The organism is Nonomuraea sp. NPDC050643, from assembly GCF_040654715.1.
GTDB lineage: Bacteria > Actinomycetota > Actinomycetes > Streptosporangiales > Streptosporangiaceae > Nonomuraea.
The window spans coordinates 42,248-59,127 of the sequence record NZ_JBFAIM010000019.1; the positions used below are offsets into that span (position 1 = coordinate 42,248).

14 protein-coding genes are annotated in these 16,880 nt (G+C 73.4%); 6 read left to right on the plus strand and 8 right to left on the minus strand.

Annotated features, from left to right (window positions below):
• From AB0I15_RS25945 to AB0I15_RS25960, 4 genes are read left to right on the plus strand one after another with little or no spacing between them, the layout of a single operon-like run.
• Positions 1 to 948, plus strand: a complete 948-nt coding sequence (locus tag AB0I15_RS25945) for a sugar ABC transporter permease (RefSeq protein ID WP_358100464.1) — start codon at positions 1 to 3, stop codon at positions 946 to 948.
• Positions 945 to 1,838: a carbohydrate ABC transporter permease gene (locus tag AB0I15_RS25950; protein ID WP_358100467.1), complete on the plus strand. Its 894-nt coding sequence runs from the start codon at positions 945 to 947 to the stop codon at positions 1,836 to 1,838. The genes AB0I15_RS25945 and AB0I15_RS25950 overlap by 4 nt, the downstream gene beginning before the upstream one ends.
• Positions 1,835 to 3,094: a 6-phospho-beta-glucosidase gene (locus AB0I15_RS25955; protein WP_358100470.1), complete on the plus strand. Its 1,260-nt coding sequence runs from the start codon at positions 1,835 to 1,837 to the stop codon at positions 3,092 to 3,094. The genes AB0I15_RS25950 and AB0I15_RS25955 overlap by 4 nt, the downstream gene beginning before the upstream one ends.
• Complete coding sequence (locus tag AB0I15_RS25960; protein ID WP_358100473.1) at positions 3,094 to 4,146, plus strand: BadF/BadG/BcrA/BcrD ATPase family protein; 1,053 nt, start codon at positions 3,094 to 3,096, stop codon at positions 4,144 to 4,146. Before AB0I15_RS25955 ends, AB0I15_RS25960 begins: the two co-directional genes overlap by 1 nt.
• Before the next feature lie 220 nt (positions 4,147 to 4,366).
• On the opposite strand, the gene AB0I15_RS25965 is transcribed toward AB0I15_RS25960, so the two are convergent.
• The 6 genes from AB0I15_RS25965 to AB0I15_RS25990 form a co-directional block, all read right to left on the minus strand.
• Complete coding sequence (locus AB0I15_RS25965) at positions 4,367 to 4,843, minus strand: Lrp/AsnC family transcriptional regulator (RefSeq protein WP_358100476.1); 477 nt, start codon at positions 4,841 to 4,843, stop codon at positions 4,367 to 4,369.
• A 23-nt stretch (positions 4,844 to 4,866) separates the two neighbouring features.
• The gene (locus tag AB0I15_RS25970; protein WP_358100479.1) at positions 4,867 to 5,460 is read right to left on the minus strand and encodes an ATP/GTP-binding protein; all 594 of its coding nucleotides are present in this window, start codon (positions 5,458 to 5,460) and stop codon (positions 4,867 to 4,869) included.
• Between the two features lie 258 nt (positions 5,461 to 5,718).
• Complete coding sequence (locus AB0I15_RS25975; protein WP_358100482.1) at positions 5,719 to 6,585, minus strand: terpene synthase family protein; 867 nt, start codon at positions 6,583 to 6,585, stop codon at positions 5,719 to 5,721.
• Positions 6,586 to 6,804: 219 nt separating this feature from the next.
• Positions 6,805 to 9,750, minus strand: coding sequence for an AAA family ATPase (locus AB0I15_RS25980; protein ID WP_358100485.1), 2,946 nt, complete (start codon positions 9,748 to 9,750; stop codon positions 6,805 to 6,807).
• A 97-nt stretch (positions 9,751 to 9,847) separates the two neighbouring features.
• Positions 9,848 to 10,612, minus strand: coding sequence for a protein phosphatase 2C domain-containing protein (locus AB0I15_RS25985; RefSeq protein ID WP_358100488.1), 765 nt, complete (start codon positions 10,610 to 10,612; stop codon positions 9,848 to 9,850).
• A 96-nt stretch (positions 10,613 to 10,708) separates the two neighbouring features.
• The gene (locus AB0I15_RS25990; RefSeq protein ID WP_358100491.1) at positions 10,709 to 11,818 is read right to left on the minus strand and encodes a Xaa-Pro peptidase family protein; all 1,110 of its coding nucleotides are present in this window, start codon (positions 11,816 to 11,818) and stop codon (positions 10,709 to 10,711) included.
• Between the two features lie 143 nt (positions 11,819 to 11,961).
• Here AB0I15_RS25990 and AB0I15_RS25995 point away from each other — a divergent pair, with 143 nt between their 5' ends.
• Positions 11,962 to 13,188 (plus strand): SpoIIE family protein phosphatase, encoded by a 1,227-nt coding sequence (locus AB0I15_RS25995; protein ID WP_358100494.1) that lies wholly within the window; start codon positions 11,962 to 11,964, stop codon positions 13,186 to 13,188.
• Between the two features lie 10 nt (positions 13,189 to 13,198).
• Complete coding sequence (locus AB0I15_RS26000) at positions 13,199 to 14,095, plus strand: 5'-3' exonuclease (RefSeq protein ID WP_358100898.1); 897 nt, start codon at positions 13,199 to 13,201, stop codon at positions 14,093 to 14,095.
• A 175-nt stretch (positions 14,096 to 14,270) separates the two neighbouring features.
• Here the strand turns inward: AB0I15_RS26000 and menD are convergent, their stop codons facing one another.
• Positions 14,271 to 15,932: a 2-succinyl-5-enolpyruvyl-6-hydroxy-3-cyclohexene-1-carboxylic-acid synthase gene (menD, locus tag AB0I15_RS26005; protein WP_358100497.1), complete on the minus strand. Its 1,662-nt coding sequence runs from the start codon at positions 15,930 to 15,932 to the stop codon at positions 14,271 to 14,273.
• On the minus strand, positions 15,929 to 16,855 hold the full coding sequence (locus AB0I15_RS26010; protein WP_358100500.1) for an o-succinylbenzoate synthase: 927 nt from the start codon (positions 16,853 to 16,855) through the stop codon (positions 15,929 to 15,931). Before AB0I15_RS26010 ends, menD begins: the two co-directional genes overlap by 4 nt.
• Positions 16,856 to 16,880: the final 25 nt, after the last annotated feature.

The following is a 16,880-nucleotide window of genomic DNA, read 5'->3' on the forward strand; positions in this document are numbered from 1 at the left end:
GTGGCCCTCTCCTCGCCGGTCCTTCCGGCGCCGCGCCCGCCGCGGCGCCGGGAGGGCCTGCGCGCCCTGCTGTGGTTGTCGCCGTGGCTGGCCGGCGTGTCGATCTTCTTCGTCTACCCGCTGCTGTCCACGGTGTACTTCTCCTTCCACCGCTACGACATGTACACCCTCGAGTTCATCGGCCTCGACAACTACCGCTACCTGCTCGAGGACCCCCGGGTCGCGACCTCGGCGCGGAACACGCTGTGGCTGGTGCTCATCATGGTCCCGGTCACCCTGCTGTTCTCGCTGGCGCTGGCGCAGCTCGTGATCAGGCTCAAGGCCGGGGCCGGGCTGCTGCGGACGATCTTCTACCTGCCGTCGCTGGTGCCGGTGGCGGCGGGCACGATCACGTTCGTCTTCCTGCTGAATCCCTCGACGGGGCCGTGGAACCAGTTCCTGGCCCTGTTCGGGATCCAGGGCCCCGACTGGTTCGGGGATCCGGCCTGGTCCAAGCCCAGCCTGACGCTGCTGTCGCTGTGGAGCTGCGGCCAGCTCGCGGTGATCTTCATGGCGGCGCTGCTCGACGTGCCGAAGCACCTGTACGAGGCCGCCGCCATCGACGGCGCCGGCCCCTGGCGGCAGTTCCGCAGCGTGACCCTGCCCATGATCTCGCCGGTGCTGATGTTCTGCCTGGTCACGAACGTCATCTACGCCCTGCAGTACTTCACGCAGGCGATGATCGCCTCCCGCGTGGCGTCGGGCGCGACCGACTCGGCGGGCAGCACGTTCTCCCCCGGCTATCCGGACGAGTCGCTGCTCACGCTGCCGCAGTGGCTGTTCCAGGCCGGCTTCCGCGACTACTCCATGGGGTACGCGTGCGTGCTCGCGCTGCTCCTGTTCGCCACCTCGATGGTCTTCACCCTGATCCTGCTGCGGCAGTTCCGCCGGGCCGAGGAGGCCTCATGAGCGCCACGATCACCGCGCCGCCACGGCACGTCGCACCCGCGGCGCGGCGCGGCGGGACCAGGGCCCGCCGGCGGCGGATGCTGCTGTGGATCGCCACCCACGCGCTGGCCATCGCGCTGGCGCTGATGTTCCTGGCCCCGGTCGTGTTCATCGCGCTGACCGCGCTGATGACCGACGAGCAGGCGCTGACCAGCGACCTGTGGCCGCGCGAGTGGAACTGGGAGAACTTCGCGGTGGTGATCGAGAAGTCGATGCTGCTGCGCTGGGCGGGCAACACGCTGCTGTACGCGGGCCTCGGCACGCTGTTCACCGTGCTGTCGTCGGTGCCGGTGGCCTACGCGCTGGCCCGGTTCCGCTTCCGGGGGCGGCGGGCGGCGTTCCTGCTGGTGGTCACCGCCATGATGCTGCCGCCGCAGGTCATCGCGGTGCCGATCTACCTGGTGTGGGCGCGGCTGGGGCTGACCGACAGCCTGTGGCCGCTGATCCTGCCGCTGCTGCTCGGGGACGCGTTCTCGATCTTCCTGCTGCGGCAGTTCCTCATCACGATCCCGCGCGACTACACCGACGCGGCCAGGGTGGACGGCTGCTCGGACCTGATGACGCTGCTCAGGGTGATCCTGCCGATGGCCCGCCCGGCGATCGCGGCCGTGGCCCTGTTCCAGTTCTTCTACTGCTGGAACGATTACTACGGGCCGCTGCTGTACGCCGGCGTCGAGCAGGAGAACCTGACGCTGTCGCTCGGCCTGGCCACGTTCAAGGCGTTCCACAGCGTGCAGTGGAACCTGACCATGGCCGCCACACTGCTGGTGACCGCACCGGTGATCATCGTGTTCTTCTTCGCCCAGCGAGTCTTCATCGAGGGCGTTACTTTGACGGGAGTGAAGGGTTGAAACTGGCCGTGGTCGGGGGCGGCTCGACGTACACGCCTGAGCTGGTCGACGGGATCGCGCGGCTGCGCGAGGAGCTGCCCGTGACGGAGCTGGCCCTGATAGACCCGGACGCCGCGCGCCTGGAGCTGGTGGCGGGGGTGTCGCGGCGGATGCTGGCGCACGCCGGGCATCCGGCCCGCGTGCTGGCCACGTCGTCGGTCGCCGAGGGGGTGGCGGGGGCGCGGGCGGTGCTGTTCCAGCTCAGGGTGGGCGGCCAGGCGGCCCGTGACGTGGACGAGACGCTGCCGCTGCGGTGCGGGTGTGTGGGGCAGGAGACGACGGGCGCGGGCGGGCTGGCCAAGGCGCTGCGCACGGTCCCGGTCGTCCTGGAGATCGCCTCGGTGGTGCGCTCGCTGGCGCCCGAGGCGTGGATCGTGGACTTCACCAACCCGGTCGGCATCGTGACCCGGGCGCTGCTCGACGCCGGGCACCGGGCCATCGGGCTGTGCAACGTGGCGATCGGCATGCAACGGCGCTTCGCCTCCTGGCTGGGCGCCGATCCCGCGCGGATCTCGCTCGGCCACGTCGGGCTCAACCACCTGACCTGGGTACGGTCGGTCCACCTGGACGGCGAGGACGTCCTGCCCGCGCTCCTGCGCGAGCACGGCCCGGAGATCGCTGAGAGCCTGGGCCTGCGGCCGGAGCTGCTGCGGCGGCTGGGCGTGGTGCCCTCCTACTACCTGCGCTACTTCTACGCCCACGACGCGGTGGTGCGCGAGCAGCGCGCCAAGCCGTCGCGGGCGGCCGAGGTGGCGGCGATGGAGGCGCGGCTGCTGGAGCTGTACGCGGACCCGGCGGTGGTGACCAAGCCCGAGCTGCTGTCCCAGCGGGGCGGGGCGTTCTACTCGGAGGCGGCGGTGGCGCTGATCGCGTCGCTGCTCGGCGACCGGGGTGACGCGCAGGTGGTGAACGTGCGCAACGCCGGCACGCTGCCGTTCCTGGGCGACGAGGCGGTCATCGAGGTGCCCGCGACCATCACCGCGTCGGGGGCCGTGCCGCTGCCGGTGCGGCCGGTGGAGCCGCTGTACGCGGGGCTGATCGCGCACGTGTCGGCGTACGAGACGCTCGCCCTGGAGGCGGCCCTGCACGGAGGCGCGGACCGGGTGCACGACGCGTTGCTGGCCCATCCGCTGGTCGGGCAGGACGAGGTCGCCGGGGAGCTGACCGGGGCGCTGCTGGAGGCCAACCGGGCGCACCTGCCGTGGACGGTGGGCTAGTGGCGCGCACCAGGTTCGTGCTGGCCGTGGACGGCGGCAACAGCAAGACCGATGTGGCGGTGGTGTCGGAACACGGGCAGGTGGTCGCCACGGGCCGCTCGGGGCCGTTCGCGCCGCAGCGGGACGGGGTGGCCACGGCGGTGGACGTGGTGCGCGCCGCGCTCCCCGACGGGATACCGGCGTTCGACACCTCCTTCGACACCTCCTTCGACACCTCCTTCGACACCGCGTCGGCCCCTGCGTCGGGCCCCGCGTCCGGTCCTGCGTTCGACCATGTGTCGGCCTGTCTGGCGGGTGCGGACCTGCCGGTCGAGGAGGATGCGCTGGCGCGGGAGTTCGCCGCGCGCGGGTTCGGCGCGGACGTGGTCGTGCGCAACGACACGTTCGCGCTGCTGCGGGCGGGCGCGTCGGCCGCGTGGGGGGTGGCCGTGGTGTGCGGTGCGGGCATCAACGCGGTCGGCGTCTCCCCCACCGGCGAGGTGGCCCGCTTCCCCGCGCTGGGCCGGATCAGCGGCGACTGGGGCGGCGGGCACGGGCTGGCCGAGGAGGCGCTGTGGCACGCGGCCCGCGCCGAGGACGGCCGGGGCGTGCCGACCGCCCTGACCGGGCTGGTGACGTCCCACTTCGGCATGGCGACGGTGGCGGACCTCGTGCTCGGCCTGCACTTCGGCCACGTGGACGAGGGGCGGCTGCACGAGCTGTCGCCCGGCGTGCTGGCGGCGGCCGGTGACGGGGACGCGGTGGCCAGGTCGCTCGTGGAGCGGCAGGCGGAGGAGGTGATCGTGCTGGCCGAGGTGTGCCTGCGACGGCTCGGCCTGCTGGAGACGCCGGCGGAGGTGGTGCTGGGCGGCGGCCTGCTGAGGGCCCGGGATCCGCTGATGACCTCGCTGCTGGACACGGGGTTCGCGCTCAGGGCGCCCCGGGCCAAGCTCGTGGTGGCCGACGCGCCACCGATCATGGGCGCGGCCCTGCTGGGCCTGGAGCACCTGGGCGCCGCGGAACCGGCCTTGTCCCGCCTGCGCGCCCACTACGAGCCGGACACCACTCCCTGAGCCCGCCGCCTGGGCCGGTCGTGGGCCCTGCGGCGGGGCTGTCGTTGTACCTGGAGCTCCTGGAGGCCTCTGGCGGGCTCTCTGGGGCCCGGTGCGGCCCGCACGGCCGTCACCCGGGGTTTGTCATAGCATCGGGGAGCCGCGGTGGATCAGCGTGGTCTGAGAGGCTCGCGCCGGCGGAGGACACAGCACGCGCCCGGGAGGCCGGCAGGGCCCGATGTCAGACGGGGCCGTCCTGGGTGGGCGCGAGCTCGCTGGCGACGTCGGGGGCGCGGTGCTCGTACGGGGTGCTGAGCACGACCGTGGTGCGGGTGGAGACGTTGGCCGAGGCGCGGATCTGCTGCAACAGGTCCTCCAGCGCCACCGGCGAGGCGACGCGGACCTTGAGGATGTAGCTCTCGTCGCCGGCCACGCTGTGGCACGCCTCGATGGCCGCCAGATGGGCCAGCCGATCGGGGGCGTCGTCGGGCGCGGCGGGATCGATCGGCTTGATCGACACGAACGCGGTCAGCGGCAGCCCCACCGCGTCATGGTCGACGATCGCGGCGTATCCGCGGACGACCCCTCGTTTCTCCAGGCGGCGTACGCGCTGGTGCACCGCCGAGACCGAGAGCCCGGTCTCCCTGGCGAGGTCGGTGAAGCTCATGCGGCCGTCGCGGGCGAGCAGCGTGACGATCCGGCGGTCGATCTCCTCCATCGGTCAAAGGTAGCCGGTGATGGTCACGACATGGTCCCGACAGGGGTGGCGCCGGAGCGCATGGCGTGCTCGACCAGCGTGATCAGCACCTCCCTGCCGGAGTCGCGGCGCCGGGCGTCGCAGCGCACGATGGGGATCTCCGGCTCCAGGCCGATCGCCGAGCGCACCTCGCCGACCGTGAACGGGCTGGTGCCGTCGAAGCAGTTGAGCGCCACGATGAACGGCTGGCCGCGCTTCTCGAAGTAGTCGACGGCGGGGAAGCAGTCGTCGAGACGGCGGGTGTCGGCCAGCACGACGGCACCCAGCGCGCCCAGGGCCAGCTCGTCCCACACGAACCAGAACCGCTCCTGGCCCGGGGTGCCGAATAAGTACAGCATGTAGTCGTTGCGGATCGTGATGCGGCCGAAGTCCATGGCCACGGTCGTGGTCAGCTTGCGCTCGACGCCCGACAGGTCGTCGATGTGCGTGCCGACCTGGGTGAGCGCCTCTTCTGTGCGAAGAGGCCGAGTCTCCGAGACGGCACCCACCATGGTGGTCTTGCCCGCACCGAACCCTCCCGCGATCAAGATCTTGATCGCCGTTGGAAGCCGCCAACGGTCAGAGCGACCGAATTCCATCCAGCACCGCCCGTACATCTCCCGCGCATGCGCGACCCCGCCCCTGAGGTGCCGTGGTCAGTGGTACCTGTCAAGGTGCGTTGAGTAGGCCGATCCACATACCTGGCATCGAGACACCCTAGCAACGCTACATTTTTCACTCAAGCCGCAAACTTTTACAAGAAACAAAATGTCACGGTTTGTCGTCTCGAGCACCCCTATTCGCCGATCTAACAGCTCAGGAGTCAAATCAGTGTGTCATGCAATCCGACAAGCCCGTTACGTGACGGGCTCAAAGTCCGAAATCCCGGTGAAACCCGCGTTGAAGCCGATCTGTCGTCGCAGGTAGACGGCGGTGCGGGGGCTGTGGGCGCGTACCGGCTCGATCAGGGCCTCCGCCTCGCGGGCCAGCACGGCCATCATGGTGGTCACCTCGGCGCGGCTGACGCCGAGCGAGAGCACGTTCAGATCGCCCCAGCTCATGTCCCGGCGGTACGACGCCACGTCGCCGAGCAGATGCAGGTAGCGCTGCACCTGCCTGCTGACCGCGCGCACGCTCTCCAGATGGGTCTTCGTCCAGGAATCGGCCGTGTAGATCCAGTGCGAGACGTCCACGAAGCACGAGCCGCGGCTGTCGGCGTTGTCGAGATAGCGGGCCAGCGTGGGCAGGGCGTGCGTGTCGCGCCACACCCAGGCCCTGGTCATGCCCGCCATCATCCGGGCGAGCTGGTCGCGCCAGAGCCACTGCAGGTCGTCGAACTCCTTGACGGTGGACAGCTCGTCGCGCAGGTCGGCGAGGAACCGGGTGATCGCCGACTGCGGCACGGCGCCGTCGGCGACCGACAGGCACTCGCGGGTCAGGCGGTTCACCTGTTCGCGGGTGGTGACGGTGTGGTCCACGAGCCGGTCCAGGGCCACCACCCACAGGGCGGTCCGGTTGACGATCTTCAGCCGGTCGGCCCTGGCCCAGGGGGCGCTGAAGGCCGTGCCGAGGGTCAGGGCGCTGTAGAACTCGGCGCCGAAGGCCGCGGCCGGGAACAGCCCGCTGTACATCTGGGCGCAGCGCCGCAGGTCCCTGCCGCATTCGGCGGCCAGCGCGCACGTCCTGCCGAGCTCGAACGCCTCGTCCAGTTCGTCGTCCGGCATCCTAGGGCCGCTCGTAAGGCTCGCGGATCATGGCCGACGACCCCCCAATACCCGGATATCCATCTATTGAAGAATTCTTTCATGATCACGCGCTGCCGATCAAGGTATCAGCAGACTGGCCGATCAGTCCGTTCCGCTTCCTGTCGACGACACCTTCCCAGCATGCCCTCACCACGCCCCGACCATGCCCCGACCACGCCCCAACCGTGCCCGCAGGGCTCAGGCCGGCCTCCGGTACGCCGCGAGCTTGGCCGCCAGCGCCACCCGGGAGCCGATGCCGAGCTTGGTGTAGATCTTGCCGATGTGGTATTCGACGGTCTTGACGCTGATGAGCAGCTCTCTGGCGATCTGCCGGTTGGTCAGCCCGCCGGCCACGAGCGTGGCGGTGCTGAGCTCCTGCGGGGTGAGCCCGAGCCGTACGGTGGCGGGCGGCTCCAGCCCGCAGGCCTCCAACTCCTGCGCGCACCGCTCCACCAGAGGCCGCGCCCCCAGCCGCTCGAAGATGGCCCGCGCCGCCCCCAGCCGCTCCGCCGCCGCCCGCCGCCTGCCGGTACGGCGCAGCAGCCGGCCGAGGTCGAGCAGCACCCGCGCCTCCTCCAGCGGGCACACACCCGACTCGACCAGCGCGAGCGCCCGGGAGAAGGACTCCTCCGCCCGCTCTGGAACGTTCCTGGCGGCCAGGAGCAGCCCGCCCAGCCTGACCCGCTCCGCCCGCCTGCGCGCCCCCACGGACGCCGGAACGCCGGCCTCCCCGTTGAGGGTGGCCTGCTCGAAGGCGGCGTGGTCGAAGGCGGCCAGCGCGCGCTCCGCCTCCTCCAGCCGCCCGTCCGCGAGCAGCGCCTCGATCTGCGCCGGCCGGGGGTCGGGGACGAACACGTCCAGTTCGCCGGCGGGCGTCCCGTCGGCTCCCGGCACCTCGCCGGTCCCGAGCAGCGCCATGGCCAGGTCGGCCTGCCGCTCGCCCAGGACGTGCCGCATCCGGCGGGCGGCGCCCGCGGCGGCGGTGGCGTGCGCGAGCGCACGCTCGTGCTCACCCCGCGCGGCCAGGGGCGCCACGCAGACCACCTCGAGCAGGGGCCGCAACCACCACTGGCCGAGGGTCACCGCCTCGGCGAGGGCGTGCTCGGCGCGCGCGGCGGCGTCGTCCCAGCGCGCCACGGCATGCTCGGCGACCGCCAGCAGCGCGGTGGCCAGCAGCCGCTGGTGCGGCACTCCGGCCTTGATGCCCTCGGCCACGACCCGCTTGAGGACGGCGCACGCCTCGGCGGGCTCGTCACCGGCCAGGTGCGCGACCGCCACGGCGATGCCCTTGGGCAGGGCGCACGACCGGCCACCGAGCGTCTCGGCGGAGGAGGCGTCCGCGGAAACACCGAAGGGGCCGCCGGCCGGCCGGACCCGCGCGGGTCCGGAGGGCGCGCTGACGCTGGGTGCCCCTCCCAGCGCCAGCACGTCGTACGGCCTGGCGACCGCGCCCTGAATGGGCTGCTCGATCGCCAGGCGGGCCCAGTCCACCGCCACCGCCCGATCCCCCGTGACCAGGTGCAGCCAGGCGAGCTGCTCGGCCACGTCGGCGGCGAATCCGGGTTCGGCGTGCCGCCACGCCTCGGCCAGCAGCTCCGACGCCTCGTCGAAGCGTCCTCGGGCCAGCGCGAGGCGTCCCAGCACGTACCGGCGCACCGGGCGTGGGTCGGCGTTGCGCGCCGCGGCGAGCTCGGTCGCGCGGAGCACGTCGCCCCCGATGAGGACGTGTTCCAGCGCTGCCGTACGCAGCTCGTCGCGCCGCGCCGCCGACTCGGTGAGCCCGGCGGCCAGGTCCAGATGGGCGGCGGCCTCCTGCCACAGCCCGTGTTGCGCCGCCTTGGCGGCGAAGCTGGCCAGTTCCTCGGCCAGCACCTCGTCGGGCCCGCCGGCCGCGGCGGCGCGGTGCCGCAGCGCCTGGCCGGTGTCCTCCACCAGCCGGGAGGCGGCCAGGTGCAGGCGGGCCCTCGCCCCCGCGCCGATGCCGTCGTAGGCGGCGGCCCGGGCCAGCGGCTCGGGGAAGTCGACCATGCGGCCCGGCAGCTCACGCAGCAGCCCCGCGGCGACGGCCTCCTCCATGGCGCCCAGCGGCTCGTCCACCTCGGTGGCCACGGCGGCGGCGACGTGCAGCGGGCAGGCTTCGCCCAGGACCGCGCAGGCCGCGATCAGCCGCTGGGTGGCGGGGGCGCAGGCGTGCAACCGGCGGGCGAAGGGCCGTACGTAGGTGGCGGGCGCCGGCAGCCGCACCCCGGGGCCGGCCGGCAGCGCCGTGGGCAGCGCGGCCGATAGCGCCGTGGGCAGCGCGGCCGACAGTGCGGCCAGCAGGGCGCGGGCGTGCAACGGGTTGCCCAGGGTGTGCTCGCGCAACCGTACGGCCTCCGCCGCACTCAGCCCCGCCTCGCGCTCCTCCCCCTCGGCACCCGCCCCGGCCGCCCGATCCGGCATCCCGGCCCTATCCGACGCTCCAAGCCCGAACCCGGCCGCCCGATCCGGTGCTCCGGGCCCGAACGCGGCCCCGGGCCGCCGGTCCGCCGGCTCCGTGCCGGTGGTCGGGTCCGGCCGGCGGGGTCTCAGGGCGGGGTCGGTGGCCAGTTCGGCGAGGTCGGACGCGCTCAGGCCGCCCAGCGTGAGGTGCAGCGTGTCGTCGCCGGTCAGCAGCCGCCGCAGCCCCTCCGGCAGCCAGGGGTCGGCGAGGTCACGGCAGGCGACCAGCATGAGGACGCGGCCGGCTCGCACCCGGCGCAGCACGTAGCCCAGAGCTCGCAACGACGGCCGGTCCGCCCATTGGGCGTCGTCGATCAGCACCGCCAGCGGCCCGCGCCCCTGCAGCTCGCCGATGACGTCGCACACCGCCTGCCCGGCCGCGCACGGATCCACCTCGCCCACGGGCCCCGTACGTTCGAGCCCCAGCAGGGCCGCCTCCGCCGCGACCTGCCGGACGACCCCGAACGGAAGCTCCCGCTCGCTCTCCTCGCCGCTGACGGCCAGCACCCGCGCGCCCGCCTCCCCGCCGAGCGCGTGGTTGATGAGCGCCGTCTTGCCGATCCCCTCCGGCCCTTCGACGACGACCCGTCTGGCGGACCCGCCGCCCGCCGCGCGCAGCTCCGCGCGCAGTAGGGCGAGCTCCGCCGTCCTGCCGACGAACATGCGCACTCCCTCCGCGGCCCTCTCCATCCCAGAGCACGGGAGACGGTGTCAAATACACCCCGGCGGCGCCACATCCTCAGTAGAGCGGCGACCCGCCTCAAAGCTCCCCGAGGCGCCCCCAGACGGCGGTCGCGTCATCGTGCCGCTTCCCGTGGACGGGCCCCCTGGCGGCCTCCAGCTCCCGTACGGCTTCGATCACCGCTCCGGGCCCCCGGCCCTGAAGCTCGGCCAGCACGGAATCCCAGCTCCAGCCGTACCAGTCGACGAGCCGCGCCACCCCGTCGGTGAACACCCCGGTCCCGCGCAGCGCGCCCGCGTCCACCTCGCCGGTGACCCCTTCCCGGGCGGCCTCGGGCCGGGCGGCGGCCACCCAGAACCCTCCGGGCGCGTTCCGCATCCGCCGCACCAGCTCCACCGTGTACGGCCGCCCGCCCGGCAGGCGCTCCAGCCGGTCGTCGCTCACCACCAGCGCCCCGCCGCCCGCCGTCGAGAGCACCACCGGCGAATCCCCCAGCACCAGGTACTCCACGCGCCCGCCGGCGCACCGCACCAGGGCCACGGTGGCCGACGGCGAGTCGGGGTTGCCCAGGTCGCAGGTGCCCGCGTGGGCCGCCGCCGTGTCCTCGATGGCCGCCTCCAGGACGTCCGCCAGCGGCGCGCCGTCGCCGCCGGCCAGCCGCCCGGCCAGCGCGCCACCGAGCCGCCCCACCAGCCAGCGGACGTCGTGCGCGCACCCGCTGTCCACCCCGGCCGCCGCCGTGGCCCCGTCGAGCACGACGACCCACGAGGGCCCGGCGATCACCAGGTCCTCGTTGGGCCGTCCCGAACCTGGCCTGGTGGCGTACGTGAACTCCGTGAACATGACCTCGACTGTGCCACAGGTGATCTTCACGCACCGCCCGGCGGGGCCCCTCCGCGGAGCGACGGGCGGGCCAGGCGCCCCGAAGTCTCTCGCGACCTAGACGATCACCAGCTCGCGCGGGGTGTTGTTCAGCCGCTCGCCGCCGCTCTCGGTGCACACGACGATGTCCTCGATCCTGGCCCCGTGCCGCCCCGGCAGGTAGATGCCCGGCTCCACCGAGAACGCGAACCCGGCCTCCATCGGCTCACCGTTCCCGGCCACGATGTAGGGCTCCTCGTGCGTCTCGATCCCGATGCCGTGCCCGGTCCGGTGGATGAAGTGCTCGCCGTGGCCGGCCTCGGCGATGATCTCGCGCGCCGCCGCGTCGATCGACTCGCACGACACCCCGGGCCGCACCGCCGCGCACGCCGCCTCCTGGGCCCGCCGCAGCACCTCGTAGTAGGCGGCGAAGTCCGCCGGCGGCTCGCCCACGCTGTACGTGCGCGTGGAGTCGGAGCAGTAGCCGTTGTGCAACTGCCCCCCGATGTCCACCACGACCGGCTCCCCGGCCTGGATCACCCGGTCGGACACGTCGTGGTGCGGGTTGGCACCGTTGGGCCCGGCGGCGACGATCACGAAGTCGACCGTGTCGTGACCGGCGGCCAGGATCGCCTCGGCGATGTCGCGGCCCACCTCGCGCTCGGTGCGCCCGGCCCGCAGGAGCCCGGGCACCTGACGGTGCACGGCGTCGATGGCCTCGCCCGCCTCGCGCAGCGCCGCCACCTCGGCCGGCGACTTGCGCATCCGCAGCTCCCGCAGCACGCTTCCGGCCAGCACCTGCTCGGCCTGCGGCAGCACGTCGCGAAAGCGCAGCGACGACATGGCCCACATCCGGTCGGCCAGCCCCACCTTGCCGGCCCGCCCGAGCCGGGCGGCCGCGATCGCGTAGGGGTCGTCGGTCTCGTCCCACGCCACGAACTCCAGCCCCAGCCGCGCGGCCGGCGACGCCTGCGCGGCGGGCAGCTCCAGGCGGGGCACCATCATGAACGCCTCACCGGAGGCGGGCACCACGAGACACGTCAGCCGCTCCAGCGGCTTGGCGTCGTAGCCGCTCACGTAGCGCAGATCGGGGCCGGGGGTGAGCAGCAGGGCGTCAAGGCCCGCCTTGGCGGTGGCCTCCTGAGCGGCGGCCAGACGGGACACGGGATACAGGTCTGAGGACGTCACAGGCCCAATCTACTCCGGAGCGCACTGCCTAAAATCCGTGAAAAGGTCTCACAACACGGCAAGCCTCCACTACACTCCGTTCACGGTCGATCACGTATTGTGGGGCCAATTGTCCAATTCGACTGCGCTTCGAGAGTGAGACCATGGTCGACGTCATAGGCGCGGCCGAGTTGCTCGGACACGAGATCGACGCCGAGCTGCTCGCCGTACGGCTGGCGCACGCCCAGCGGCTCGGCAACATGGGGTGGGCCGAATGGCACCTGCACACCGGCGAGACGATCTGGTCCGACCAGGTGTACGCCATCTTCGGCCGCGACACCGACCAGGGCCCCATCGCGCTGCCCGACCTGGCCGAGCACATCGAGCCCGCCGACGCGGGCACGCTCGACCGCCTGCTGTGGTCGGCCGGGCAGGACGCCGAGCCCGTGCAGGCCGAGTTCCGCATCCGACGCGGCGGCGAGCTGCGTGACCTGCGGGTCGTGCTCGAGCCGATGATGGCGCCCGGCGGGCCGGTCGGCCTGCACGGCGTCATCCAGGACATCACCGGCCGCCGCCGGGCCGAGCGCATGGTGTCGGAGTCGCGCCGCCAGCTCCTGGAGGCCCGCGAGCAGGCCGCGGAGGAGCGCCACGTGATGCTCGCCCTGCGCGAGGCGATCCTGCCCGAGCCCGCCGGCTGCCTGGACCTGCCGCACACCAGGATCGCGGTGCGCTACGTGCCCGCCGAGAAGACCGCGAACCTGGGCGGCGACTGGTTCGAGGCCGCCCAGACCCCCGACGGCCGGCTGCTGCTGGCCATCGGCGACGTCTCCGGCCACGGCCTGCCCGCGATCGCCCGCATGGCCCAGCTCCGCCACGCCCTGGTCGGCCTGGCCATGACCGGGCAGGCCGCCAACGGGCTGCTGACCCTGCTCAACGACCTCGTCATGCACCAGCTCACCGACACGACCGCCACCGCGATCATCGGCCACTTCGACCCGCAGACCCGGGTGTTCGCCTGGGGCCAGGCCGGCAACCTGGCGCCCGTCCTGGTGCGCGACGGGGTGGCCAGCCAGCTCGGCCAGCCCCGGGGGGTGCTGCTCGGCGCCGCCTCCGGCCGGCCGTACGAGCTGGCCACCACCCGCCTGCTGCCCGGCGACCTGCTGCTGATGTTCACCGACGGGCTGGTCGAGCGGCGCACCCGGGACATCGACGTCGGCCTCGACCTGACCATGGCCGCCGCCCGCCACGTACGCGGCCACGACCTCGACGCCGGGCTCGACCGCCTGCTCACCGACATCGGCGGCCCCAACCCCGAGGACGACGCCTGCCTGCTCGCCGTCGGCATCCTCGGCCCGGAGCAGGCGAATTGTCTGCCGGGAGTGCGACGATAGACGCGTGCTGATGCTTCTGGACACCCCGTCCCTCTACTTCCGCGCCTTCTTCGGCATCCCAGAGTCGATCAAGGCCCCGGACGGCTCGCCCGTCAACGCGGTCCGCGGCCTCATCGACATGATCGCCACCCTCGTGCGACAGCACTCCCCCACCGAGCTCGTGGCGACCATGGACGCCGACTGGCGGCCGGCGTTCCGCGTGGCGGCGATCCCGACGTACAAGGCGCACCGCGTCGCCCACGGCGACACCGAGGAGGTGCCCGACGCCCTCGTGCCGCAGATCGCGGTCATCGAGGAGGTGCTCGACGCCCTCGGCATCGCCCGCCTGGAGTCGCCCGGCTACGAGGCCGACGACGTGATCGGCACGCTCACCCATCAGGCCGGTGACGGCGCCGTCGACATCGTGACCGGCGACCGCGACCTGTTCCAGCTCGTCGACGACGCCCGCCCGGTCCGCGTCCTCTACACCGTCCGCGGCATCCGCAACCTGCAGATCGTGGACGAGGCGTTCGTGACCGGCAAATACGGCATCCCCGGCCGCTCCTACGCCGACTTCGCCACCCTGCGCGGCGACCCCAGCGACGGCCTGCCCGGCGTGTCCGGGGTCGGCGAGAAGACCGCCGCCGCCCTGATCACCCGCTTCGGCTCCCTGCCGGCCCTGCTGGAGGCCCTCGACGGGGGCGCCACCGACGGGTTCCCGGCCGGCAGCCGCACCAAGCTGGCCGCCGCCCGCGCCTACCTCGACGCCGCACCCGCCGTGGTCGCGGTGGCCAAGAACGCCCCGCTGCCCGCCACCGACCTGGCCCTGCCCGCCAAGCCGCGCGATCCCGAGGCCCTCGTCCGCCTGGCCGACCGCTACGGCCTGGACAGCCCGCTCAACCGCCTCCTCGACGTCCTCAACGGCTGACCCCGCCTGAAGAAACCCCCCGCACCACGGCGGGTCCCTCAGGGCAGGACGGCCCGCCTCGCCGTGGATCCGCGTGGCTCGCGCCGGTAGCGGGCCGCCTCGCCGTGGACCCGTGCGGCTCGCGCCGGTAGCGGAGCCACGGCCTCCCCACGTGGGGCGTCCGCCCCGGGGCGCGTCAGCCGGCCAGGAAGGCCCGTACGGCCGCCTGCGCGGCGTCCCGCAGGCGGGCGTGCACGAGCACGTTCTCCTCGCGGTCGGTCCGCACCTCCACCACCCGCGGCCCTTCGCCGCGCAGCGCCTTGGGCAGGTCGCTGATGTCGCCCACCAGCGTGTACGGCGTCCCGGTCGCCGCCGCCGCATAGCCCAGGTCCACACCGTGCGGCGTGCCGAAGACCCGCTCGAACGGGTCGCGGACCGCCGCCTGGGGCAGCAGCGAGAAGATGCCGCCCCCGTCGTTGTTGACCACCACGAAGCACAGGTCGGGCCGGGGCTCGCGGGGCCCCAGGATGAGCCCGTTCTGGTCGTGCAGGAACGACAGGTCGCCGACCAGCGCGTAGGAGGGGCCGTTGTGCGCCAGCGCGGCGCCCATGGCCGTGGACACCAGCCCGTCGATGCCGGAGGCGCCCCTGTTGGCCATCAGCCGGATGCCGCGCCGGGGCCGCATCGACTGGTCCAGGTCGCGGATCGGCATCGAGGAGCCGCAGAACAGCAGCGCCCCGTTCGGCAGCGCGTCGACCAGGTCTCTGGCCAGGCGCGGCTCGCTGGTGCCCGACAGGTCGAGCACCTCGTCCGTGGCCGCCCTGACCGCCTGGTCGGCCTGCCGCCAGGCGTGCAGCCACGTGTCGTCGCCCGAGGCGACCGGGATCTCCACCGCCTGCGCCACCTGGGTGGCCGACCGGGTCGGGTCGGGCCAGCGGTCGAGGTCGGGCGCCACCACGATGTGCTCGCCGGCCCGCTGCAGCCACGACAGCAGCGGCCGGGACAGACCGGGGCGGCCGAGCGTCACCACCACGTCGGGCCGGTGGGCGTCGGCGAACTCGGGCGTGCCGAGCAGGTGGTGGTAGGTCGAGATGGAGTGGTCGCCGTAGCGCCCGCCGCCGTTCGGCTCCGACAGCACCGGCCAGCCCGCCATGCCCGCCGCCGCGACGTAGCGGCGCACGTTGGCCGCGCCGTCGCCGATGACGAGCACGCCGCGCCTGGTCGGGGGGAGGTGCAGGGCGATGGGCGGAGGCGCGACGCGGGCGCGCACCCAGGGGCCGTTCGCGCCGCCGTCGAGCGGCTCGCACCAGGAGGTGTCGCCGTCGGGGATCAGCGGCTCCCTGAAGGCCAGGTTGAGGTGCACGGGGCCGGGGCCCGCGGGGCCGGCGGCGCGCTGGTAGGCGCGGCAGGCCAGCGAGCGCCAGTAGGCCACCTGCCCGGGCCGCTCCTCCGGCACGCCGACCTCGGCGAACCAGCGGGTGGCGGTGCCGTACAGCTTGAGCTGGTCGATCGTCTGGTTGGCGCCGGTGCCGCGCAGCTCGGGCGGGCGGTCGGCGGTCAGCACCAGCAGGGGTACGCCCGACTCGCTCGCCTCGATGACGGCCGGGTGGAAGTTCGCGGCGGCGGTGCCGGAGGAACAGATCAGCGCGACGGGCCGCTCGGAGCGTTTGGCCAGCCCCAGGGCCAGGAACGAGGCGGAGCGCTCGTCGACGCGCACGTGGAGGCGTACGCGTGACTCGGCGTGCAGGGCCAGCGCCAGCGGGGCGGAGCGGGAGCCGGGCGCCATCACCACGTCCGTCAGGCCGCAGCGCACCAGCTCATCGACCAGCACCGTGGCCAGCGCGGTAGCGGGGTTCAACGTGACGCCTCCTGCATCCGGCGTAGCCACTGGGGAGATTCAATCTCAAATGCCGACAAATGCTGAAAATTCACCGGTGGGCGCCGGACCGTCAGCCGTCCCTCCACCGGGACCAGCGAGTCGTCCACCACGTCGCCCGACAGCAGCGGCATCGTGCCGAGCCCGCACGCGTACGGCAACGCCGGCAGCGCCGCCGCCAGCGCCAGCCCGGCGGCCAGCCCCACGGACGTCTCCACGGCGCTCGACACCACCGCCGGCAGCCCGCACGCCTCCACCACCCGCAGCGCCGCGCGCACCCCGCCCAGGGGCTGCACCTTGACCACCGCGATGTCGGCCGCCTCGGCCGCCTTGACCCGCAGCGGATCCTCGGCCCTGCGGATCGACTCGTCGGCGGCGATCGGCACGTCGCACGCCCGCCGCACCGCCGCCAGCTCCTCGAGCGTGGCGCACGGCTGCTCGGCGTATTCCAGGTCGAAGCGGTCGAGCCGCTTGAGCCGCCGGACCGCCTCGCCGGGCTCCCAGGCGCCGTTGGCGTCCACGCGCAGCCGCCCCGCGGGCCCGAGCGCGTCGCGCACGGCCTCCACCCTGGCCACGTCGTCGTCGAACGTCTGCCCCGGCTCGGCCACCTTGACCTTCGCCGTCGCGCATCCCGAGCTCCGCACCAGGTCGTGGGCCCGCTCGGGCGCCACGGCGGGCACGGTCGCGTTGACGGGGACGCTGTCGCGCACCGGCTCCGGCCACCCCTCGAACGCCGCCTCGTGCGCGCAGGCCAGCCAGCGGGCGCACTCGCGCGGGCCGTATTCCGGGAACGGGGAGAACTCGCCCCATCCCGCCGGGCCGTGCAGCAGCACCCCTTCCCTGACGGTCTGACCCCGGAAACGGGTGCGCATCGGGATCCGGAAGACCACGGGAGAACGCGTCACGACCCTCCCTGAAACACTGTCCGAC

Coding starts and splice junctions, on each gene's coding strand:
- AB0I15_RS25995 (WP_358100494.1), top strand. CDS start 11,962: ATGGTCGACGTCATAGGCGCGGCCGAGTTGCTCGGACACGAGATCGAC.
- AB0I15_RS25980 (WP_358100485.1), bottom strand. CDS start 9,750: ATGTTCGTCGGCAGGACGGCGGAGCTCGCCCTACTGCGCGCGGAGCTG.
- AB0I15_RS26000 (WP_358100898.1), top strand. CDS start 13,199: ATGCTTCTGGACACCCCGTCCCTCTACTTCCGCGCCTTCTTCGGCATC.
- AB0I15_RS25965 (WP_358100476.1), bottom strand. CDS start 4,843: ATGGAGGAGATCGACCGCCGGATCGTCACGCTGCTCGCCCGCGACGGC.
- AB0I15_RS25975 (WP_358100482.1), bottom strand. CDS start 6,585: ATGCCGGACGACGAACTGGACGAGGCGTTCGAGCTCGGCAGGACGTGC.
- AB0I15_RS25950 (WP_358100467.1), top strand. CDS start 945: ATGAGCGCCACGATCACCGCGCCGCCACGGCACGTCGCACCCGCGGCG.
- AB0I15_RS25970 (WP_358100479.1), bottom strand. CDS start 5,460: ATGGAATTCGGTCGCTCTGACCGTTGGCGGCTTCCAACGGCGATCAAG.
- AB0I15_RS25985 (WP_358100488.1), bottom strand. CDS start 10,612: ATGTTCACGGAGTTCACGTACGCCACCAGGCCAGGTTCGGGACGGCCC.